Here is a 17,333-nt window from a genome sequence, read left to right as displayed (position 1 = left end):
GGCATACGATGACGCGATCGCCTTGGCGGCGTCCTCCACGAGTACGAACAAGCCACACAAGCCGCACGGACCGGATTGTTGGCAACGGCAAGCCGACCGGGCGGGCCGTCCTGTGGTGGGAGACCGCCCGGCCGGACTGTGTGGTTATCGCACGTCGTAGGCGCGCTTGATGGTCTGGGTGACCGCGTTGCCGTTGGCGTCGGTGAAGGTGGCCTTCATCGTGACCTGCTTGCCGGAGGCGCCGGTGTGGTCGAGGACGGCCGTCCACTTGCCGTCCTGCTGCTCGGTCGGCGCCTGGGTCCAGGTGGTGCCGTCGTCGTAGGAGTAGGACAGCGAGGCTTCCTTGATCGCGCCCGGGGTGTACCCCGCGTGGCCCTCGACCGACAGACCCACCCTGATGCCGTTCTCCGCCGGCAGGGTGTTCAGGCCGTCCACCGGCATGTCGTACGCAGGGAAGAGGATCGGCAGGCCGCGCGAGTAGACGTCCGGCTCCCGGTGGGAGCGGAAGCTCCAGGTGGTGGTGACGGCGGTGGAGCGCAGCCAGTTCCGGTCCGAGGTCGGAATCTTCTCCAGGTTCTGCGTGAGCTCGTACGCGGAGTCCTCGTCCGGCACCGTGAACACGCCGTCCGGCCAGGCGCTGGTGGCGATCTGCTCACCGTTGCGCTTCAGCCTCAGGTTGCCGAGGTCGCCGAACGAGCCGCCGTAGGACCAGTGGTCGCCGGAACTGTCGAGCCAGAGTGCGGTCTGGATGCCGATCAGGTCGCCCTGCCGCTCGGCGGCCAGCATCAGGTTGCCGTCGGCGTCGCGTGGCGCGGCCGGCCGCAGGGGGCCGCCGTACCACTCCTCGGCGCTGCGCTGTCCGGCCTGGTAGGTGCGCTCGTGGTCACTCATGAACGCGGCAAACGGGAAGCTGGTCATCGCGCCGTGGTACCAGGCGCCGTCGCCGGTCGTGTAGTAGGCCGCGCGGGTACCCGGCACATGGACCGTGCCGAACGGGCTCACGGCGACGTAGGTGTTGCCGCTCCAGGAGGGGCGGATGAACAACGCGTCGATGTAGTCGCCCTCCTTGCCCATGCCCTTCCACGTCTCGGTGACCTGGGCCAGTTCGGAGTCCTTGGGCTTGTAGACCTGGTCTGACTGCAGCGGACCCTGGGTCGGGAACGACAGGTTGTAGACGTAGGACGAGCCGTTCTCGGAGCCGGTCGCACGCCAGGTGGGCCGGAACTCGAAGGTGCCGTTCTTGGCACGTCCCTCGACGTCCGCGTAGAACTTCTGGACGGTGTTGGCGGCCGTGACCGATCCAGAGATCTGCCAGGTGTCGTCCCACGTGCGGGCGTAGCTGAACGTGGTGTTGTTCACCGTCGAGGGGCGGTCGGTGTGCAGGCTCAGCCGGTGGGCCTTGCGGGCGTCGAGGACGACGGTGGTGTCACGGGTGATCCGAAGCTGCGGGTGCGCGAGGTAGCTGACCGATTCGGCTGCCTTGTTCGCGTCGTACGTCGCCACGAAGCTGCTGAGGGCGTAGTTGCCCGGTCGCACCCGGTACGTCTGGTCGGCAGCACCCGAGTTGCTGCGGCGCTCGCCCTTGTTGATGTCGAGGCTGACGAGGTCCAGGGAGGAGGCGCCGGTCGCGGGCTTGCCGTTGCGGTCGATGGCCTCGACCCGGAGGGTGACCGTCTCCGGCTGGACGTAGAGCGTGACGGGCACGGAGACGTGCTCATCGCCGCCGGTGGCCAGGATCCGGCCGGTGACCGCACCGTACTGGGCGTCCTTCAGAGGGACGGTGGGATCGATCCGCAGCGGCACCTGAGCGGTGGCCCCCGCAGGGATCCTCACCTTGCCCTCGTCCAACTTGACGGTGCCGGAGGGGACATCGCTGCCGTCGTTGCCGTGCACGCCGCTGACCTTGAGGTCCAGGGTGAGCTCGCTGCCACTGGTGTTGGTGAAGGGCACCTGCACGGTGGTGCGGTCCGAGGCATCCTGCGGCCAGTTGTAGCCGCCGGCCTGGACGGCGGGCGCGGAGAGCACCTTCTGGTTCACCGCGCCGAACACATCGAGGACCCCACCGCCGGTCTGGTCGGCGCCGGCGACCTTGCCACCGGTGCGGGCTGACGAGACCAGGGCGGCCTTGATCTGCTGCGCGGTCCAGTCCGGGTGGGCCTGGCGCACGACGGCCGCGGCGCCCGCGACATGCGGGGTGGCCATGGAGGTGCCGGACATCGTCCGGTAGGCGTAGATGCCGCGGCCGCCGGCGTTGGCCGCCGAGATGCCGACGCCGGGGGCGGCGATCTCGGGCTTGAGGGTGTGGGTGACGGCCACGGGACCACGGCTGGAGAACCACGCGGTGGTGTCGTCGCGGTCGACGGCACCGACGGTCAGCACGCCGGGCACGCAGCCGGGCGAGGAGACCGTCTCGGTGTTCGAGCCGGCGTTGCCGGCGGCGACGACGAACAGGGTGTGGGTGTTCTGCGAGAGCTGCTTCGTGGCCTGGGCCATCGGGTCGTTGCAGTCGCCGATCGTGGGGTTGCCCAGGCTCATCGAGACGACGTCGGCCTGCTGGTCGACGGCCCACTGCATACCCGCGATGATCCAGGAATCCAGGCCGTAGCCTCGGTCGTTGAGGACCTTGCCGATGAGCAGGGAGCTACCGGGGGCGACCCCCTTCTTGCGGCCGTCACTGGCCGCTCCGGACCCCCCGACGGTGGAGGCGGTGTGGGTGCCGTGCCCCTGCCGGTCGTCGGTGGTCTGGGAGTCCGTGAAGTTCTTGGACTCGGCGACCCGGCCCACCAGGTCGGGGTGCTCGGCGTCCACCCCGGTGTCCAGCACGGCGACCTTGGTGCCCTTGCCGTCGTAGCCGGCCGCCCAGGCCTCCGGCGCGTGCACCTGCGCGGTGGACCGGTCCAGCGTGGCCTTGACCTTGCCGTCCAGCCACAGCTTCTTCACCGTGGAGCCGGAACGTGAGCGGGTGTTGGTGATGTCCTGCCAGAAGGCGGCGGCAGTGTCCTTGCCTGCCCTGAGCGCGACGCCGTCCACAGCCGGGAGGCTCAGGCCCCGCTCGGCCCCGCGAGGAGCCGCCGGCGCACTGGCCGCAACGTTCACACTGTTCTGGTAGGTCGCGATGAGCGGCAGCGTGTCGGTGTGTGCGTCGTCGTATCCCTGGCGGATGAGCCCAGTGACGTTGAACAACTGCTCGTCGACCTTGCCCTCGGCGATCGCCTGGGAGGCGTCCTCCGGGTAGACGTAGAGGTCCTTGCCCATCTGATAGGTCTGGGCCATCGGTTGCGTACCGTCCTCGCGGGGCAGCACCGCCGCCGAACTGCGACCCGACCTGTCCGTGGTCACCAGTACCTTGTCGCCGGTGACGAGCGTGACCGTCACCTGACTGCCGCCCGTTGCTGCGGTCCCGCTGCCGATGACGGGTCTCTTCCCTGAGGTCCCGTCAGGCTGCGTATCCACCGCCCCGGAAGGCACGACCGCGGTGACGGCCAGGACGCCGGCGGTCGCCGAGCCCAAGGCCATACGCGTTATGAGGCGCATGAATCTCCCTACTTGACGCCGTGAACATGCCATGCTGCGGCTGCAGCCTGGCAGACAGGCGGATTGCGTGGGGGCGGCGCGCGTGGCGGGTTTCCCGCATGACGGATGTCCGTCACGCGGTCACATCAGTTGGCACGTCGGCTCGGTGAGGCTTCGGGCCTGGACGGTGGGGATCCGCCCGGCCGACCCGACGTTCGCCCGGATGATCTCGCTGAAGAGGGCGCGAGCGCATTCAGGCTCGGACCACGGGCCCGCCGGCGGTGAAGCTGGAGCCCGCCAGGAGTTGGCGACAACTCTCGCAGGGTGACCACCAACGGACGAAGGCTCCTCGACCCTCGGGCCGAGGAGGTCAAAGCCAGCCGGCTCGGGCCGCGTGCCACCCGAGTTGCAGGCGCGAGTCCGCTCCGGCAAGGTCCATCAGACGGCGTGTCCGCCGCTCCACGGTGCGTATGGAGAGGTCGAGTTGGGAGGCCACCCGCCGGTCCGAGAATCCTGCCAGCAGCAAGGAGAGCACTTCCAGTTCGCCCTCGGTCGGCTGCTGATCAACTGTCGGCTCCGCGTGCACACCCGTGTCGGTGGTGTGCAGCGGCCGGGCCTCGGCCCATTCCTTTTCGAAGAGATGGACCAGGGCCGTCAACAGGCCGCTGCGGTGCACCACGATCGCGCTCGGCTCGCCGGAGTCCATGTCCAGTGGCACCATGGCACGCTCCCGGTCCGAGACGACCATCTTCAGCGGCAGCGAGTCGACCAGGCGGAGCTCGACGCCTGCCGTGACGGCTGCCCGCACATCCCTCGCCACATCGGGACCATCGAGGTAGTCCTTGGCCGCCACGACCCGGAAGTCGACTCCGCGATCCAGCGCGAAACTCTCCGACATGTCGGCGTCGTCGCGCGGCACCGCGACGGGCGCGCCGACGAGGAAGACGAGCAGCTCCCGCTGGGCCCCCCGCTCCAGTTGATGGAACCGGTGGGCGACCTGCTCCACGCCTACGACGACCTCCACGACACCGCCCGCGGAGTGCACAGCGGTACTGCGGTACTGCTCGACGAGCATCGAAAACGCGCTCTCGGCCTGGTGCAGCGCATTGCGCTGCTCGACCAGGAACGGGGCCAGGGCCACCGAGGGCGGTGTGAGCCGGTAGCGGGCGGGCTGAAGGCCGGCCCCACATTCAGCCGAGTCAGATGCCCCCCTCTCGGCTTCGGTGGCGACCGCCACCAGGCCGCGTGTCTCCAGGTCAAGCAGGATGCGGGCGGTTTCGGCCTCCTCGAGTCCGGTCTGCCGGGCGAGTTCCTGCGAGGCTGCCGGTCGGGCCAGCAGCGCCATGTAGATGACCTCTTCGGCCGGCCTCAATCCCAGTGCCTGCAGCATCCAGCTCCTCCTCGGGCGAACACCATGTCCGGCCCTGGCGCCGCTCGCATGGACCAAGCGGATTTCCCTCGGTCGAACCCTAACCCGCTGTCGTGATGTCACCATTGGATGTAGGCCCCTGCAGCGCTCCACCCGGGACGCGCCGACATCAGCGACACCCGTGTCGAGCTGACCCTGGTGTGCGGCCGGGCCGTTCACGACACGCACTCATCGGCAGGCCGGGCCGCGATCGCGCGACTCGACCGGGCCGTGGCCGCCCTCAACGGCCGTCCACAGACAGCCGTGCGCAGCGGCGGAGCCGACGCGCACGGGACAGATGGCCGCCCGATCCCCGAGGCCGCCGCGCCGTCCACACCCCAGGTCCACGGCGAGCGGGCCGAGCCCTGCCGTGAGCTTCTCCCACACCGCCAGGTCGGACGAACGCTCGAAGAAGGCGAGGGCAAGGACGAAATACACCACAACGCGCGTCGGCAGCAGGTGCCTTCTGCGTTCCCGTGCGCCGGTGCCCTCCACGACCGCATCAACCAGCTCAGGGTCGATGATCTGCGTCAACTCACCAAGATGACCGGGCGCGTACACGTCCGGGACTACCGCACGGGACTGGACGCTGACAGACTTCCACGACAACGGGACCTCCGGTTGCTCGTCCCTGGCTCGACACCATGGGAACTACCAGAGGCCCCGCCCTCTTGACAGGGCGCACGGCCGGCAAACGCAATGGTGTTGCACCTGGCGGGACGCCATCCGCGTCCTTGGCGAAGACCGGCAGCCGCCGCTTCAGGGTGCAGTAGGCCGGTGGGTTGATGCCGGCTTCTTCCAGCACCCGCAACGAATCCAGCTTGCTGGTCGGCTCGATGATCCGTGCGAGCACCAACTGCCGGAACACGTCATCTCCGCGTGCGGCGTCGCGCAGGCCCAGTACGTCGTAGGCATCCGTCAAGGCGTCCCACAGTGATTCGTCCTCGACGACATGATCGGCAGCGGCCCGCCACCGGCGTCGCCGGCTGGCACCAGATCGAGGTCCAGCTCACCCTGCCCGGCAGCCAGGCGCTGCCGGGCGACTTCTTTGAGCACCCCCAGTTCAGCGTCGTCGTGCGCCGAACCGATGTGCTCGATATCGCGCGAGCCGCGCCGCGACGAGTGCACGATCTGCACCGCCCGCGCGCCCGAGGCGGTCTTCACTATGCGCAGGTACGGAGACACCGACTCACCCTACGAGCCCCGGATTTAGTGCGCAGATTACGCACAGAACCGCAGGTCAACGCTACCCGCATCCTCCGAGATCCACGATCACGGCCCAAGTCGGGTCATACCCAAGCTGCTTCGCGGCCACGTGCTGCAGACCTCTATCGAGCACTACAACACCGGCCGAAGCCACCAAGACCATGGGATCGGTCTGCGAGCTCCGACCGACGACCGCAACGTCCCACTCCCCACCCCAACCGACCGCATACATCGCCGCAGACGTCTCGGAGGACTCCCCAACGAGCACCAACCAAGCCACCACATGAAACCCCAGCTCAACACCGACCGAGTTTCGACCAGGACCGTCACTCATCCGGCCCGCGAGGAGCCCATGGCCCGGTCCATGACAGTTATGTGCATCGATGTTGACGGCCGCTCAAACCGCTTCTGGTGGACAGATGTTGCCCCCTTGACGAGGGACTTCTGTCGCAGTCTAATTTGATGACCATATGGAGAGGCCCACTCGTGGGAGAGTTCCAGTTCGCCGTTCTGACGTGGCAGGGCTTCCTTCTGATCGCGGCTGCCGCCGCAAAGGTGCGCGCACCGCGTCTGTTCGCAATGGCCGTTGCTGGTTACCGGCTTGCGCCGTCTGCCTTGGTCGAGCCACTGGCATGGAGCGTTCCCGGCGTCGAAGTCATCCTCGGCGCCGGCGGCACATCATTTTGTCTCGACCAGCGCGTGTAGATCATGGGGCTGGGACGCAACAGGCCGCCCCGGTCCGTTAGAGATATCGACCCATCGGAAGGAGTCGGAGATGAGCAAGAGGTCCGTAAGTCGGCGGCAGTTCCTGCGGCCGCTGGGAGGCACCCTTGCTGCCGGAGTAGGCATCGCGTTGTTTCCGGCCGGATTCGCCTCGGCATCGTCCAAGTCCGGTCCGACATCGACCCCTGGCCATAAGGGCGGCGGGTCGGCGTACCCGAGAGACCCCGGCCAGTATTCGTACCCGGGAGACCCCGGCTTTGTCGCCACGAGTCCGGGGGAACTAGAGGCCGCTAAAGCCAGTTGGGAAACGCCGGAATATGGTTACTTTACCGGCCATAATCCTTCTACTCCTGGCACAGCGGTCGATTCCCCATGGCAGCTCGTCGCGGTAAACGCGTCCACCGCCTACGCCCTAGGGTACTTCGGGCAGGGCGTCACGCTGGGCATAATGGATTCGGGCTACAGGGCTACACACGAAGCATTTCAGACCGAGCTGATCAGTTCGGTGAGTGCGGAGGGTGTCTACGCCACGTCCGGCTTCTCTTATCGCACCTCGGCAACCCCGTCGAACCCGTTCACTGCGGGCGATCCGTTCACTGTGGCCGGTGATCAGGCGAGAACAAGTGACTACTCGCACGGGACCGGTATGCTTGGGGTTATCTCCGGCAAGCGCGATGGTATAGAACAGCACGGCATCGCCTTTGGATCGAACATACATGCTGCCAAGACCGGCGGCTCCGATAGCATGTCCCACGGTCCCTTCCATGATTACGTGTACTTTCATACAGGCCATAAGGCCCTGGTCGACGCAGGTGCCGAGGTCATCAACGAAAGTTGGGGCCAATATGTCTACACTCTTGACAGAACCCGCTTCGATGGTCTCGGGAACGATCTTGGAGTCAACGGCAACCTCGCCAACGCTTATCAAGTGCGCGGCAAAGACAGCGCCAGCGCCACGGCAAACGCGGCTGCGATTCCCAACGAGTCCCTGAAGGATCTGGAGTACCAGTTTTTCATCTTCAAGAAATTCTATTCGGTAGGCGGCGAACAATACAATCCGAAGCACCCCGGGCTTTCCTTTATGGACGCCATCTGGGACGCCATCAAGGACAGCGGTGCCGTCGACGTAAGGTCGGCCGGCAACAACGACTGGAGCAACCCGTATTATCGCCCGGCGTATCCCTTCTTCAATCCTTGGGCGGAAAATCAGTGGGTAGCCGTCGGCGGGGTGCAACCGCCCACTGCGGCCAATCCCGAATACACAAAGCAGTACGGGTATAACGAGGCGGGGCTCGCAAAGTGGTGGGTCGTGTCCACCCCGTCAAACAACGTTCGTACCACGAGCAGCGCTGGTGATATTAGCTATTCAAACTCAAGCGGCACGTCACCGGCAACGCCCGTTGCGACAGCAGTGATGGGGGTTCTGCTCTCCCGCTATCCGAACATGGACGCCAGGCAGGTGCGTCAGGTGATGTTTACCACGGCGAACAACAAGATGTCGGACGGCGTGAGATTCCTCGGCACCGGGCAAACCTCCCCCTCCGGGGCATCCATCGCCTGGACCGCTCCCGATGGTCTTCCGGACGATCGCTGGGGCTGGGGGATTCCCGATCTGGCCAAGGGCATGTACGGCCCCGGCCAGTTCCTGAGCCCGATGACCTACAACATGGATAAAGCGCCCCTTGACGTCTGGTCGAACGACATCAGCCAGATCGCGATCAAGGAAAGGGAAAAGGAAGATCTGCAGTGGCTGGCCGGCTACAAGCAGCAAGGCATTGCCTACGCCGGTGAATTCGGCCCCAACGTGCTGAATCCGGACGGCGCGCTTAACGAACACGCCTTCATGCTTCAGGGCATTTTGGCTGATCCTTACATCCAAGCTATTACTGACGGCCATCCCGAGGTGTACGACAAGATCACCTATGCGGACGCCGTCAAGTGGCGCAAGGAATGGATGGATGCGCGCGCGGCCCACATTCAGCACAAGATCGACAACGGCCTCTACACGGCTTCTCTGGTCAAGCAGGGCTCCGGGACGCTGTTCATGACGGGGAACAACACCTACGAGGGCGGCACGACGGTTGAAGGCGGTAAGCTTTCGATCACCGGCTCGCACGCAAGCTCGATCCACGTCAAGGGCGGCACGCTCGGCGGCAACGGTTTCGTGGCAGGCAGCATCGACGTCGACAGCGGCGTGCTGCAGCCCGGTCTGTCGTCCGGGGAAGCGGCGTCCGCGTTGTCCGTCACCCTCGTCGATGTTCCGCCCGGCAACGTCCTGAACGTCGGCGGCGACGTGACCGTCAGCCGAGCGGGTCGCGTCGCCATCACCATCTCCGGCGACCACGACTACACGAGCGTGCGGGCCGAGGGTGACTTGGTGCTGGACGGCGAACTCGACCTGGACATTCGCGCGACCCTCACTCCGGGCACGGTATTGACGATCATGAGCGGCGACTCGATCAAGGGCAACTTCCGTTCCCTGCCGGAACGGCGGGTCCTGAACGCGGGCCACCACATGTTCAGGGTGTCCTACCAGGACGGCGATGTGACGCTGGCCGTCGTGCGGACGCTGCCCTAGGCAGGGTCCGGCGGCGTCCAGCCGCACGTGGCCTGGCCAGCCAGGCTCAGGTTCGCCTGAGCCTGGCTGGCCAGGCCTACACCCAGGTTCAGCCGCCCTGACCGCCACGGTCGACGAACCTGCCGAACCAGTCCAGAACCCGGTCGTAGGCCTGCGCCGCGGCGTTGGGCGTTGTGGTTCGGGCCGGGCCGTCGAGCCGGAGGCGTCCCGGAGCGGTGAAGTAGCTGCCGGAACGCTCGCAGCTGTAGTCCGCCAGGACGGCATGGACACGGTTGCGCAGCAGCGTGCGCAGACGCACCAGCTGGCAGCGGTGGCGCAGCAGAGCCCGTTGCTGGCGCACCTGAAGCGGGGCGATCCACGCCTCCGGCAGCAGATCCGCACGGAGCAGCTGGGCGAGGGTCGCCGCGTCGACCTTGTCGTTCTTCAGCCGCGCGGAGGCGATGGCCTTGCACCGCAGCGGGTGCACCAGGTGCGGCTCGAAGCCGTAGTCCTCCAGCAGTTCCACCAGCCAGCCCCAGCCGTAGGCGGCCTCGAAGGCGACCGGGGCTCCGATCGGAAGATCCCCGATCACCGAGAGCACCGTCTCGACCCCGTTGGGCACGTTCCGATTCACCTGCACCGCACCGTCGTGATCAACGACCGCGATCTGCGAGCGCTTGCGGTGCACGTCGATGCCGACGTAGACCGACATTGAGGGCCTCCTCTCCGAGCACGTACGGGACCCGGAACCAGAATCCACCGGGCTGTGCAGGGGAGGGGGCCCGGCCCTCATGGGTGGTCGGATGAGGTTTTCGGCAGGCGCAGAGTCCGCACTCGACGCGCAACAGATCCGAAAGATGACTGAAAGCCTTGGAGATATTGCACAGCGTATCCATACGGCAGACGCCGACAAAAAGGCCTACTCTATGAAGCCCTGGGCATCACAATCAGTTACGAATACGACACAAAGACCGCGACCGTAAGGTCGAGGTCCTCGTCACCGTATCGTCAATAGTCGTTAGTCGTGTCCGAGGGGGGACTTGAACCCCCACGCCCGATAAAGGGCACTAGCACCTCAAGCTAGCGCGTCTGCCATTCCGCCACCCGGACCAGGCGTCTGCCGCCTGACCGGGGGTGTTCCCCGCGGCGACATGGACAACAATACCAAGGTTTCGGGGTGCGTTTCACCTGCGTATCCGCCCCGGGAGGGCCTCCGGGGCGGTGGACACGGATCGTGATCGGAGCGCGACGGACTCATCCCCCTCGGGCGAGTTCCGCGGCGCGGCTCGCGGCCGTCTCCATGGTGGCGGCCTGTTCGAGCAGGGGGTGGGCGCGCTCGTCGAGGATCGCGCGGCCGCGGGCCGCGTTCGTGCCGTCGAGGCGTACGACCAGCGGTCGGGTGAGCCGGACGGTGTCCAGGGCCTGAATGATCCCCTCGGCGACGGTGTCGCAGGCGGTGATCCCGCCGAAGACGTTGACGAGGACCGACCGCACGGACGGATCGGAGAGGATGACGGACAGCCCGTCGGCCATGAGCCGCGCGGAGGCTCCGCCGCCGATGTCCAGGAAGTTGGCGGGGCGGGCGCCGCGGCCGGCGACCATGTCCAGTGTGGACATGACCAGGCCGGCGCCGTTGCCGATGACGCCGACCTCGCCGTCCAGCCTGACGTAGGTGAGGCCGCGGGCCGCGGCCGCCGCCTCCAGCGGGTCGTCGTGCTCGGTGTGCTCGACCCCCCAGCGGGCCTGACGGAACCGGGCGTTGCCGTCGAGGGTGATCCTGCCGTCGAGTGCGACGATCCGGCCCTGCCTCGTCCGCACCAGCGGATCGACCTCCACCAGCAGGGCGTCCTCGCGGACCAGGACCTGCCAGAGCCGGACCAGGGTGTCCACGGACTGCGCAGGCAGGCCCGCCGCCGCGGCGATCCCGGCCGCCTTCGACGAGGTGACACCCTCGGCCGGGTCGACGGGGACGCGCGCTACCCGCCCGGGACGGCGCACGGCCGCCGCCTCGACCTCCGTGCCGCCCCGAGCCGAGGCGACGGCGAGGAAGCCGCCCGTCGCGCGGTCGAGGACGTAGGAGACGGAGAACTCCTCGGCGGCGTCGACCGGTTCGGCCACCATTACCTTGCGGACCCGGTGGCCCTTGATGTCCCTGCCGAGGATATGACGAGCCGTCAGCTCGGTGGCCGCGGGGTCTGCGGCGAGTTTGACTCCGCCCGCCCTACCCCGCCCGCCCGTCTTCACCTGGGCCTTGACGACGACCCGGCCGCCGAGCCTGCGGGCGATCTCGCGGGCCTTCTTGGAGGAGTCGGTGACCTCGGCCCGTGGCACCAAGATGCCGTACTCCTCGAAGAGTTGCCTTGCCTGGTGTTCGTAGAGGTCCATTCCGGCTCCCGTGCGGGACGGCTCCTGGCTGAAAAGTACTGCGCAACCCCTGGACACCTTTGGCGGGATGCGGGATAACAAACTTCATACAGTATTCGTCGACTGTATGCAATGACTGGTCGGCGAGTAGATCGAGTCCGGGAGCGGCCGGCTGTGAGCGCGGGCCGTCCCCGGACCGTACGCGCGACCGCACAGGCTGCACCGGACCCGCCCCGCGCCGCAACGGCGCTGTTCCGCAAGACTCCGGGCCGATCGAACGCCCGGCGCATCGTCCCCGATCCCCACCGACACGGCGAGGAGATGGCCAGACATGACCGCGGATCCCCTATCGACCAGAAGTACGCCGCGCGACGCCCGCTCGGCGCACGGCTCGTATCGCGAAGTGACCGACTCCCGGGGGCGGGTCTACCGCATCGGTGAGACCGACATCGACATCATGGGGCGTCGCCGCAGGTGGATGGTCATCCTCCCCTGGGTGGGCATGATGGGCATCAGCTCCGCCGAATACGCGTTCACATCGGCGGAGGAGACCCTCCACAAGGCCCACCTGTGGAGCAGTGGGCACATCTTCTGGCTGATGGGCGTCTGGGTGTTCTTCCAGGCGGCCGTGGCCTTCCCGGCCGGACAGCTGCGGGAGAGCGGCAGGCTGCCCGCCCGTTCGGCCATGCTGCTCGGCGCTGTCGGCACCCTGCTGGGCTATCTGTCGCTGGCCTACGCGCCGCACGTGATCGTGGCGTACTTCGGCTTCGGCATGTGCAGCGGCATCGGCGCCGGTCTCGTGTACGCGACCTGCGTGAACATGGTCGGCAAGTGGTATCCGGAGCGCAAGGGCGGCAAGACGGGCTTCGTCAACGGCGGATTCGCCTACGGCTCCGTTCCGTTCGTGTTCCTGTTCACCTCGTTCATGGACCTGAGCAACTACCGGACGGTGCTCGCCTGCGTCGGTGTCGGACTGTGTCTCATGGTGGCGACGGCCGGCTGGTTCTTCCGGGACCCGCCGAAGAACTGGTGGCCCGCTCACGTCGACCCGCTGAAGCTGACCGACGACCCGAAGATCCGCAGGGCGCTGGCGAAGAACCCGCCGGCGGTCAAGCAGTACACCCCGGGCGAGGCCGCCCGTACGCCCGTCATGTGGCTGATGTGGTTCTGCCTGCTGTGCACGGCCGGCATCAACATCTTCGGCATCGCCTTCCAGGTGCCGTTCGGCAAGGACATGGGGTTCGCGGGCGGGATCGTGGCGACCGCGATGTCCCTGAAGGCGATCGTCAACGGCACCGGGCGCGGCGTCATCGGCTGGATCTCCGACCAGTGCGGGCGGCGCAACACCCTGATCATCGTGTGTCTGGTGCTCGGCACGGCGCAGTTCGGTGTGCTGGTGTCCGGGCAGATGGGCAGCATGCCGTTCTTCCTGTTCTGCTCCATGGTGTCCGGGTTCGGCGGCGGAGCGATCTTCCCGCTGTTCGCGGCCATGACGGCCGACTACTTCGGGGAGAACCACAACGCCGCCAACTACGGCATCGTCTACAGCTCGAAGCTGATCTCCGGGCTCGTCGGTTCGGGTCTCGGCGCGGTCGTCGTCGCGGCCTGGGACTACCAGGGCGCGTTCGTCCTGGCGGGTTCGATCGGGCTGGCCTCGGCGGTACTGGCGCTGTTCCTGAAGGCTCCGGGCAGGCCGCAGTCCCGGCGCGGCATCGCCGCCAACCCCCGGCCCCTGGGCGAGGACATGGCGTGACCGCGTGAACCGCGCGCGGAGGGCCTCCCCAAGGATTTCCGGGGAGGCCCTCCGCGGGTGTGCGTTACTTGCGGCGCAGCGCGGCCATGTTCTCGTAACCGATCCGCGCGTATTCCATCGACTGGCCCGGGTTGGAGGAGCTCGGGGCGTTGTCCTGCTCGACCATCGGGTTGTGGTAATTGGGGTGGCCGACCCGGGAGAAGAAGGTCGTGTAGTCGATGACGCCGGTGCCGAACGGGACCATGTCGTAGCCCTGTCCGTTGGTCGTGTTGATGACGCCGTCCTTGGCATGGAACAGCGGGTAGCGCTTGTTGTTGGCGGCGACCAGGGCCGCCGGGTCGAAGATGTTCTGCCGGACGGCACCGTCGTGGTCGGTGTAGGTGCGGAACTTGTACTGGGCCACGTGGGCCCAGTAGATGTCCATCTCCAGCCAGATCAGCTTGGGGTCGGTGATGGACAGGAAGTACTCCAGCTTGCGGATGCCGGAGCTGCGGGTCGGCCGGCCCTGGGCGTCGAGCGGGCCGCCGTCGAGCAGGAAGCCGTAGGCCGTGTCGTGGTTGTGGGTGTAGAGCTTGATCCCGGCGCTGCGGGCGATCTCGCCGAGGGCGTGCCACTTCTCGGCGGCGACGTCCCAGTCGGCCTTGTAGGAGCTGCCGGTGGGGTCACCGCCGGTGCCCATGTGCTGCATGCCGAGGATGTTGGCGATCTCCAGGTGCTTCTTGAAGGTGTCCAGGTCCCCGGTGGTCAGCGGCCAGGAGCCCGGGATGAAGCCGTGGTTGCCCTGCGCCCGCAGCCCGAACTCGTCCAGCCAGCCGCGCAGCAGCCGGGCGCCCTCGACGCTCTCCAGGCTGGCGCCGCCGGGGGCGTTGCGGTGCTGGCCGTAGCCCGCGAACTCGACCTGCCGGTAGCCGTAGCGGGCCAGTTGCTCGAACACGGCGCGGAAGCCGGAGGGCAGGCTGGTGGAGAACGGGTCGCGGCCGGTGGCGTCGCGCACCGTGTAGAGGATGATGCCGCGCCTGTCCTCGGGGACGAGCAGGTGTCCCTTGGCCTTGCCGTTCGACTCGGCGGGGGTCGCCGCGTGCACGGGGGCCGCGCCGAACACGGGAGCGGCGATCGCCCCGGCCGCGACGGCGGTGCAGGTGCTGAGGAAGCTGCGGCGGCCGATGCCGAGGCTGCGGCGCAGCAGTTCGTCGGTGCCGTGGTCGGTTGCGTGGATGTCGTTCACGGGTGCCTCTCTTCGGACTTGTTGTCTGCTTGGCCGAGACCGGCGAGGTGGAGCAGGAGTGACTTCACGTCGGTGGCCGCGATGCGGTCGCCGACGGCGCGGGGGGTGGAGCACAGGAGGAGCGGACCGTCGTCGTCGCTCGCGGGCAGGCGGCCGTGGCTGCCGCGGATGGGTGAGGCGTCGAGGGGCACGACCGCCATGCGGTAGCGCAGCCCGAGTTTCTTGCGGGCCACCGCGGTCGCCGCCTTGACCTTCACATAGGGGTCATGCGGGTCCATGAAGAGCTCGACCGGGTCGTAACCGGGTTTGCGGTGGATCTCGACCAGCTGAGCGAAGTCGGGCGCGCGCGCGTCGTCGAGCCAGTAGTAGTACGTGAACCAGGCGTCCGGCTCGGCGACGGCGACGAGTTCCCCGGAGCGCGGGTGGTCGAGGTGGTGGGCCTTCTTGCCCTCGTCGTCGAGGAGTTTCTCGATGCCGGGCAGTCCGTCGAGGGCGGCCCTGGTCGCGTCCATGTCCTCGGGGCGGCGCACGTAGACGTGGGCGATCTGGTGGTCGGCGACGGCGAAGGCGCGCGAGGCCATCGGGTCGAGGTACTCCATGCCGTCCTGGGTGTGCACTTCGAGCAGGCCGGCCCGGCGCAGGGCGCGGTTGATGTCGACAGGCCGGTCGGCGCGGGTGATGCCGTACTCGGACAGCACGACGACGGTACGGCCCTCTGCGCGGGCGTCGTCCAGGAGCGGGGCCATGGCGGCGTCGAGGTCGGCTGCCGCTTGCAGGGAGCGCGGGTCGTCGGGGCCGTAGCGTTGCAGGTCGTAGTCGAGGTGGGGCAGGTAGCAGAGCGTCAGGTCGGGGTGGCGGGTGCGCAGGATGTGGCGCGTGGCGTCGATGATCCACTGGCTGGAGACAAGGTCGGCGCCGGGACCCCAGAAGTGGAACAGGGGAAACGTGCCGAGTTTCTCGGTGAGTTCGTCGTGCAGGGCCGGGGGGCGGGTGTAGCAGTCGGGTTCCTTGCGGCCGTCGGCGTAGTAGACGGGCCGTGGGGTGACGGTGATGTCGGTGTCGGCGCCCATGGCGTACCACCAGCAGATGTTGGCGACCGTGTAGCCGGGGTGGGCGCGGCGGGCGGCGTCCCACAGCTTGTCGCCGGAGACGAGGCCGTTGTGCTGCCGCCACAGCAGGACGTCGCCGAGTTCGCGGAAGTACCAGCCGTTGCCGACGATTCCGTGCTCGGAGGGCATGGTGCCGGTCAGGAAGGTGGACTGGGCGGCGCAGGTGACGGCGGGCAGTACGGTGCCGAGCGCGGCGCGGGAGCCCGACTGGCCGAGGGCCTTGAGGTGGGGCATGTGGTCGAGGATGCGCGGGGTGAGACCGACGACGTCCAGCACGAGCAGGGGTGTCGGTCCCTCGGGCCGGGTCATGGCAGTTCCTTCAGGCCGAGGTCGGTCAGCAGGTCACGGGTGAGGGCGAGTTCGGCGGCGATGCCGTCGGCGAGCCGGCCGCGGTCGCGGGGGCGCAGCTCGGACGGGAGCGCCTGCCAGGTGTAGGTCTCGACCTCCAGGTGGCGGGTGAGCGGCCGCGGGCCGCCGACGAGCCGGGTCAGGGCGGTCTTGAGGACCGGGAGGGTCGAGGTGAGGGGCTCGGCGGGGGCCGCGTGCAGGGGGACGTGGAAGTGGGCGCGCCAGGGCGCGGCGTCGGGCAGGACGTCTCCGCCGAGTGCTTCCCCGAGGTCGTCGGTGCCGCGCAGCCCGGCGGCGGTGACGGTACGGGTCTGGTGCAGGAAGCGGGGTTCGTCGAAGGCGGCGAGGGCCTCGCGGACGTCGGGCAAGTGGGGGTGCTCGGCGTGCAGGGCGGCCGACAGCTGGGACTTGACGATGGGGACGCCGGCCGCGGTGAGGGCGTCCAGGGCGGTGTGCGGGTCCTCGAAGGAGGTGGCGAGGTGGCACGTGTCCACGCAGATGCCGATACGGTCGTGGGCGATCGCGGTCAGCGGGGCGATGGCGTCGTGCGTGGTCTCGATGACGCAGCCGGGTTCGGGTTCCAGGCCGACCCGGATGGAGCGGCCCGTCAACTCCTCCAGCGCGTCGAGGCGTTCGGCGAGGATGCGCAGGGCGGTACGGGCCCGTTCGGCGCGGGTGTCGTCGTACGCGGTGCGCCAGGCCAGCGGCAGGGTGGAGACGCTGCCCTCGCCGACGTCGTCGGGGAGGAGGCCGGCGAGGATGCGGGCGAGCGCGGTGGTGTGGTCGAGGCGTTCGGCGTCGGCCCAGTCCGGCTTGTAGACGCGGTACTTGACCTCTTCGGCGCCGAAGCCCTGGTAGGGGAAGCCGTTGAGGGTGACCACCTCGAGGCCGTGCCGGTCGAGTTCGGCGCGCAGGGCGCGCAGTGCGGACGGGTCGGTGTCGAGGGTGCGGGCGGCGTCCCGGGCGAGCCACAGGCCGATGCCGAGGCGGTCGCGGCCCAGTCGGCGGCGGACGGGCTCGCAGTGGTCGCGCAGTTGGGCCACGACGCCGTCGAGGGTCTCGGCGGGGTGGACGTTGGTGCAGTAGGCGAGGTGGACGGTGGAGCCGTCGGGGTGCCGGAAGCGCAT

General features: G+C 68.0%; 11 protein-coding genes, 1 tRNA gene and 1 pseudogene. 3 read left to right on the top strand and 10 right to left on the bottom strand.

Translation table 11 applies throughout. From position 1 onward, the window contains the following. Positions 1-144 precede the first annotated feature (144 nt). From ABZ818_RS02910 to ABZ818_RS02895, 4 genes and pseudogenes are all read right to left on the bottom strand, one after another. Entirely contained in the window at positions 145-3,534 is a 3,390-nt protein-coding gene (locus ABZ818_RS02910) for a S8 family serine peptidase (protein ID WP_361409807.1), read from the bottom strand. Positions 3,535-3,883: 349 nt separating this feature from the next. Further along, the gene (locus ABZ818_RS02905; RefSeq protein ID WP_361409804.1) at positions 3,884-4,903 is read right to left on the bottom strand and encodes a helix-turn-helix domain-containing protein; all 1,020 of its coding nucleotides are present in this window, start codon (positions 4,901-4,903) and stop codon (positions 3,884-3,886) included. Positions 4,904-5,110: 207 nt separating this feature from the next. Continuing rightward, positions 5,111-5,482 carry a transposase domain-containing protein gene (locus ABZ818_RS02900; RefSeq protein WP_361409801.1) on the bottom strand — a complete coding sequence of 124 codons (372 nt, stop codon included), beginning with the start codon at positions 5,480-5,482 and terminating at the stop codon, positions 5,111-5,113. Between the two features lie 172 nt (positions 5,483-5,654). Then, positions 5,655-6,058: pseudogene (locus ABZ818_RS02895) on the bottom strand (IS1634 family transposase); the annotation flags it as partial. 555 nt (positions 6,059-6,613) lie between these two features. Here ABZ818_RS02895 and ABZ818_RS02890 point away from each other — a divergent pair. Together ABZ818_RS02890 and ABZ818_RS02885 are read left to right on the top strand one after the other, a co-directional pair. Further along, positions 6,614-6,832, top strand: a complete 219-nt coding sequence (locus ABZ818_RS02890; RefSeq protein ID WP_361409798.1) for a MauE/DoxX family redox-associated membrane protein — start codon at positions 6,614-6,616, stop codon at positions 6,830-6,832. A gap of 70 nt (positions 6,833-6,902) precedes the next feature. Continuing rightward, complete coding sequence (locus ABZ818_RS02885) at positions 6,903-9,428, top strand: S8 family serine peptidase (protein ID WP_361409795.1); 2,526 nt, start codon at positions 6,903-6,905, stop codon at positions 9,426-9,428. 88 nt (positions 9,429-9,516) lie between these two features. On the opposite strand, the gene ABZ818_RS02880 is transcribed toward ABZ818_RS02885, so the two are convergent. The 3 genes from ABZ818_RS02880 to sucC form a co-directional block, all read right to left on the bottom strand. Further along, a complete protein-coding gene (locus ABZ818_RS02880) occupies positions 9,517-10,119 on the bottom strand; it encodes a transposase (RefSeq protein WP_361409792.1) in 603 nt (200 codons plus the stop codon). Positions 10,120-10,432: 313 nt separating this feature from the next. Continuing rightward, a tRNA-Leu gene (locus tag ABZ818_RS02875) sits at positions 10,433-10,517 on the bottom strand. A gap of 144 nt (positions 10,518-10,661) precedes the next feature. Then, positions 10,662-11,792 (bottom strand): ADP-forming succinate--CoA ligase subunit beta, encoded by a 1,131-nt coding sequence (sucC, locus tag ABZ818_RS02870; protein ID WP_361409789.1) that lies wholly within the window; start codon positions 11,790-11,792, stop codon positions 10,662-10,664. 310 nt (positions 11,793-12,102) lie between these two features. On the opposite strand from sucC, the gene ABZ818_RS02865 reads away from it, so the two are divergent. After that, positions 12,103-13,524 (top strand): OFA family MFS transporter, encoded by a 1,422-nt coding sequence (locus tag ABZ818_RS02865; RefSeq protein ID WP_361409786.1) that lies wholly within the window; start codon positions 12,103-12,105, stop codon positions 13,522-13,524. Between the two features lie 64 nt (positions 13,525-13,588). Here the strand turns inward: ABZ818_RS02865 and ABZ818_RS02860 are convergent, their stop codons facing one another. The 3 genes from ABZ818_RS02860 to eboE are packed head-to-tail and all read right to left on the bottom strand — an operon-like array spanning position 13,589 to position 17,333. Beyond that, complete coding sequence (locus ABZ818_RS02860; protein WP_361410474.1) at positions 13,589-14,740, bottom strand: sugar phosphate isomerase/epimerase family protein; 1,152 nt, start codon at positions 14,738-14,740, stop codon at positions 13,589-13,591. Positions 14,741-14,745: 5 nt separating this feature from the next. Then, positions 14,746-16,167: a nucleotide pyrophosphatase/phosphodiesterase family protein gene (locus ABZ818_RS02855; RefSeq protein ID WP_361409783.1), complete on the bottom strand. Its 1,422-nt coding sequence runs from the start codon at positions 16,165-16,167 to the stop codon at positions 14,746-14,748. Continuing rightward, the gene (gene eboE / locus ABZ818_RS02850) at positions 16,164-17,333 is read right to left on the bottom strand and encodes a metabolite traffic protein EboE (protein WP_361409780.1); all 1,170 of its coding nucleotides are present in this window, start codon (positions 17,331-17,333) and stop codon (positions 16,164-16,166) included. The genes ABZ818_RS02855 and eboE overlap by 4 nt, the downstream gene beginning before the upstream one ends.

It is taken from the genome of Streptomyces sp. NPDC047453, assembly GCF_040643155.1.
GTDB lineage: Bacteria > Actinomycetota > Actinomycetes > Streptomycetales > Streptomycetaceae > Streptomyces.
The sequence above is the reverse complement of the archived record's forward strand: the minus strand, read 5'-3'. Positions and strand labels throughout refer to the sequence as shown.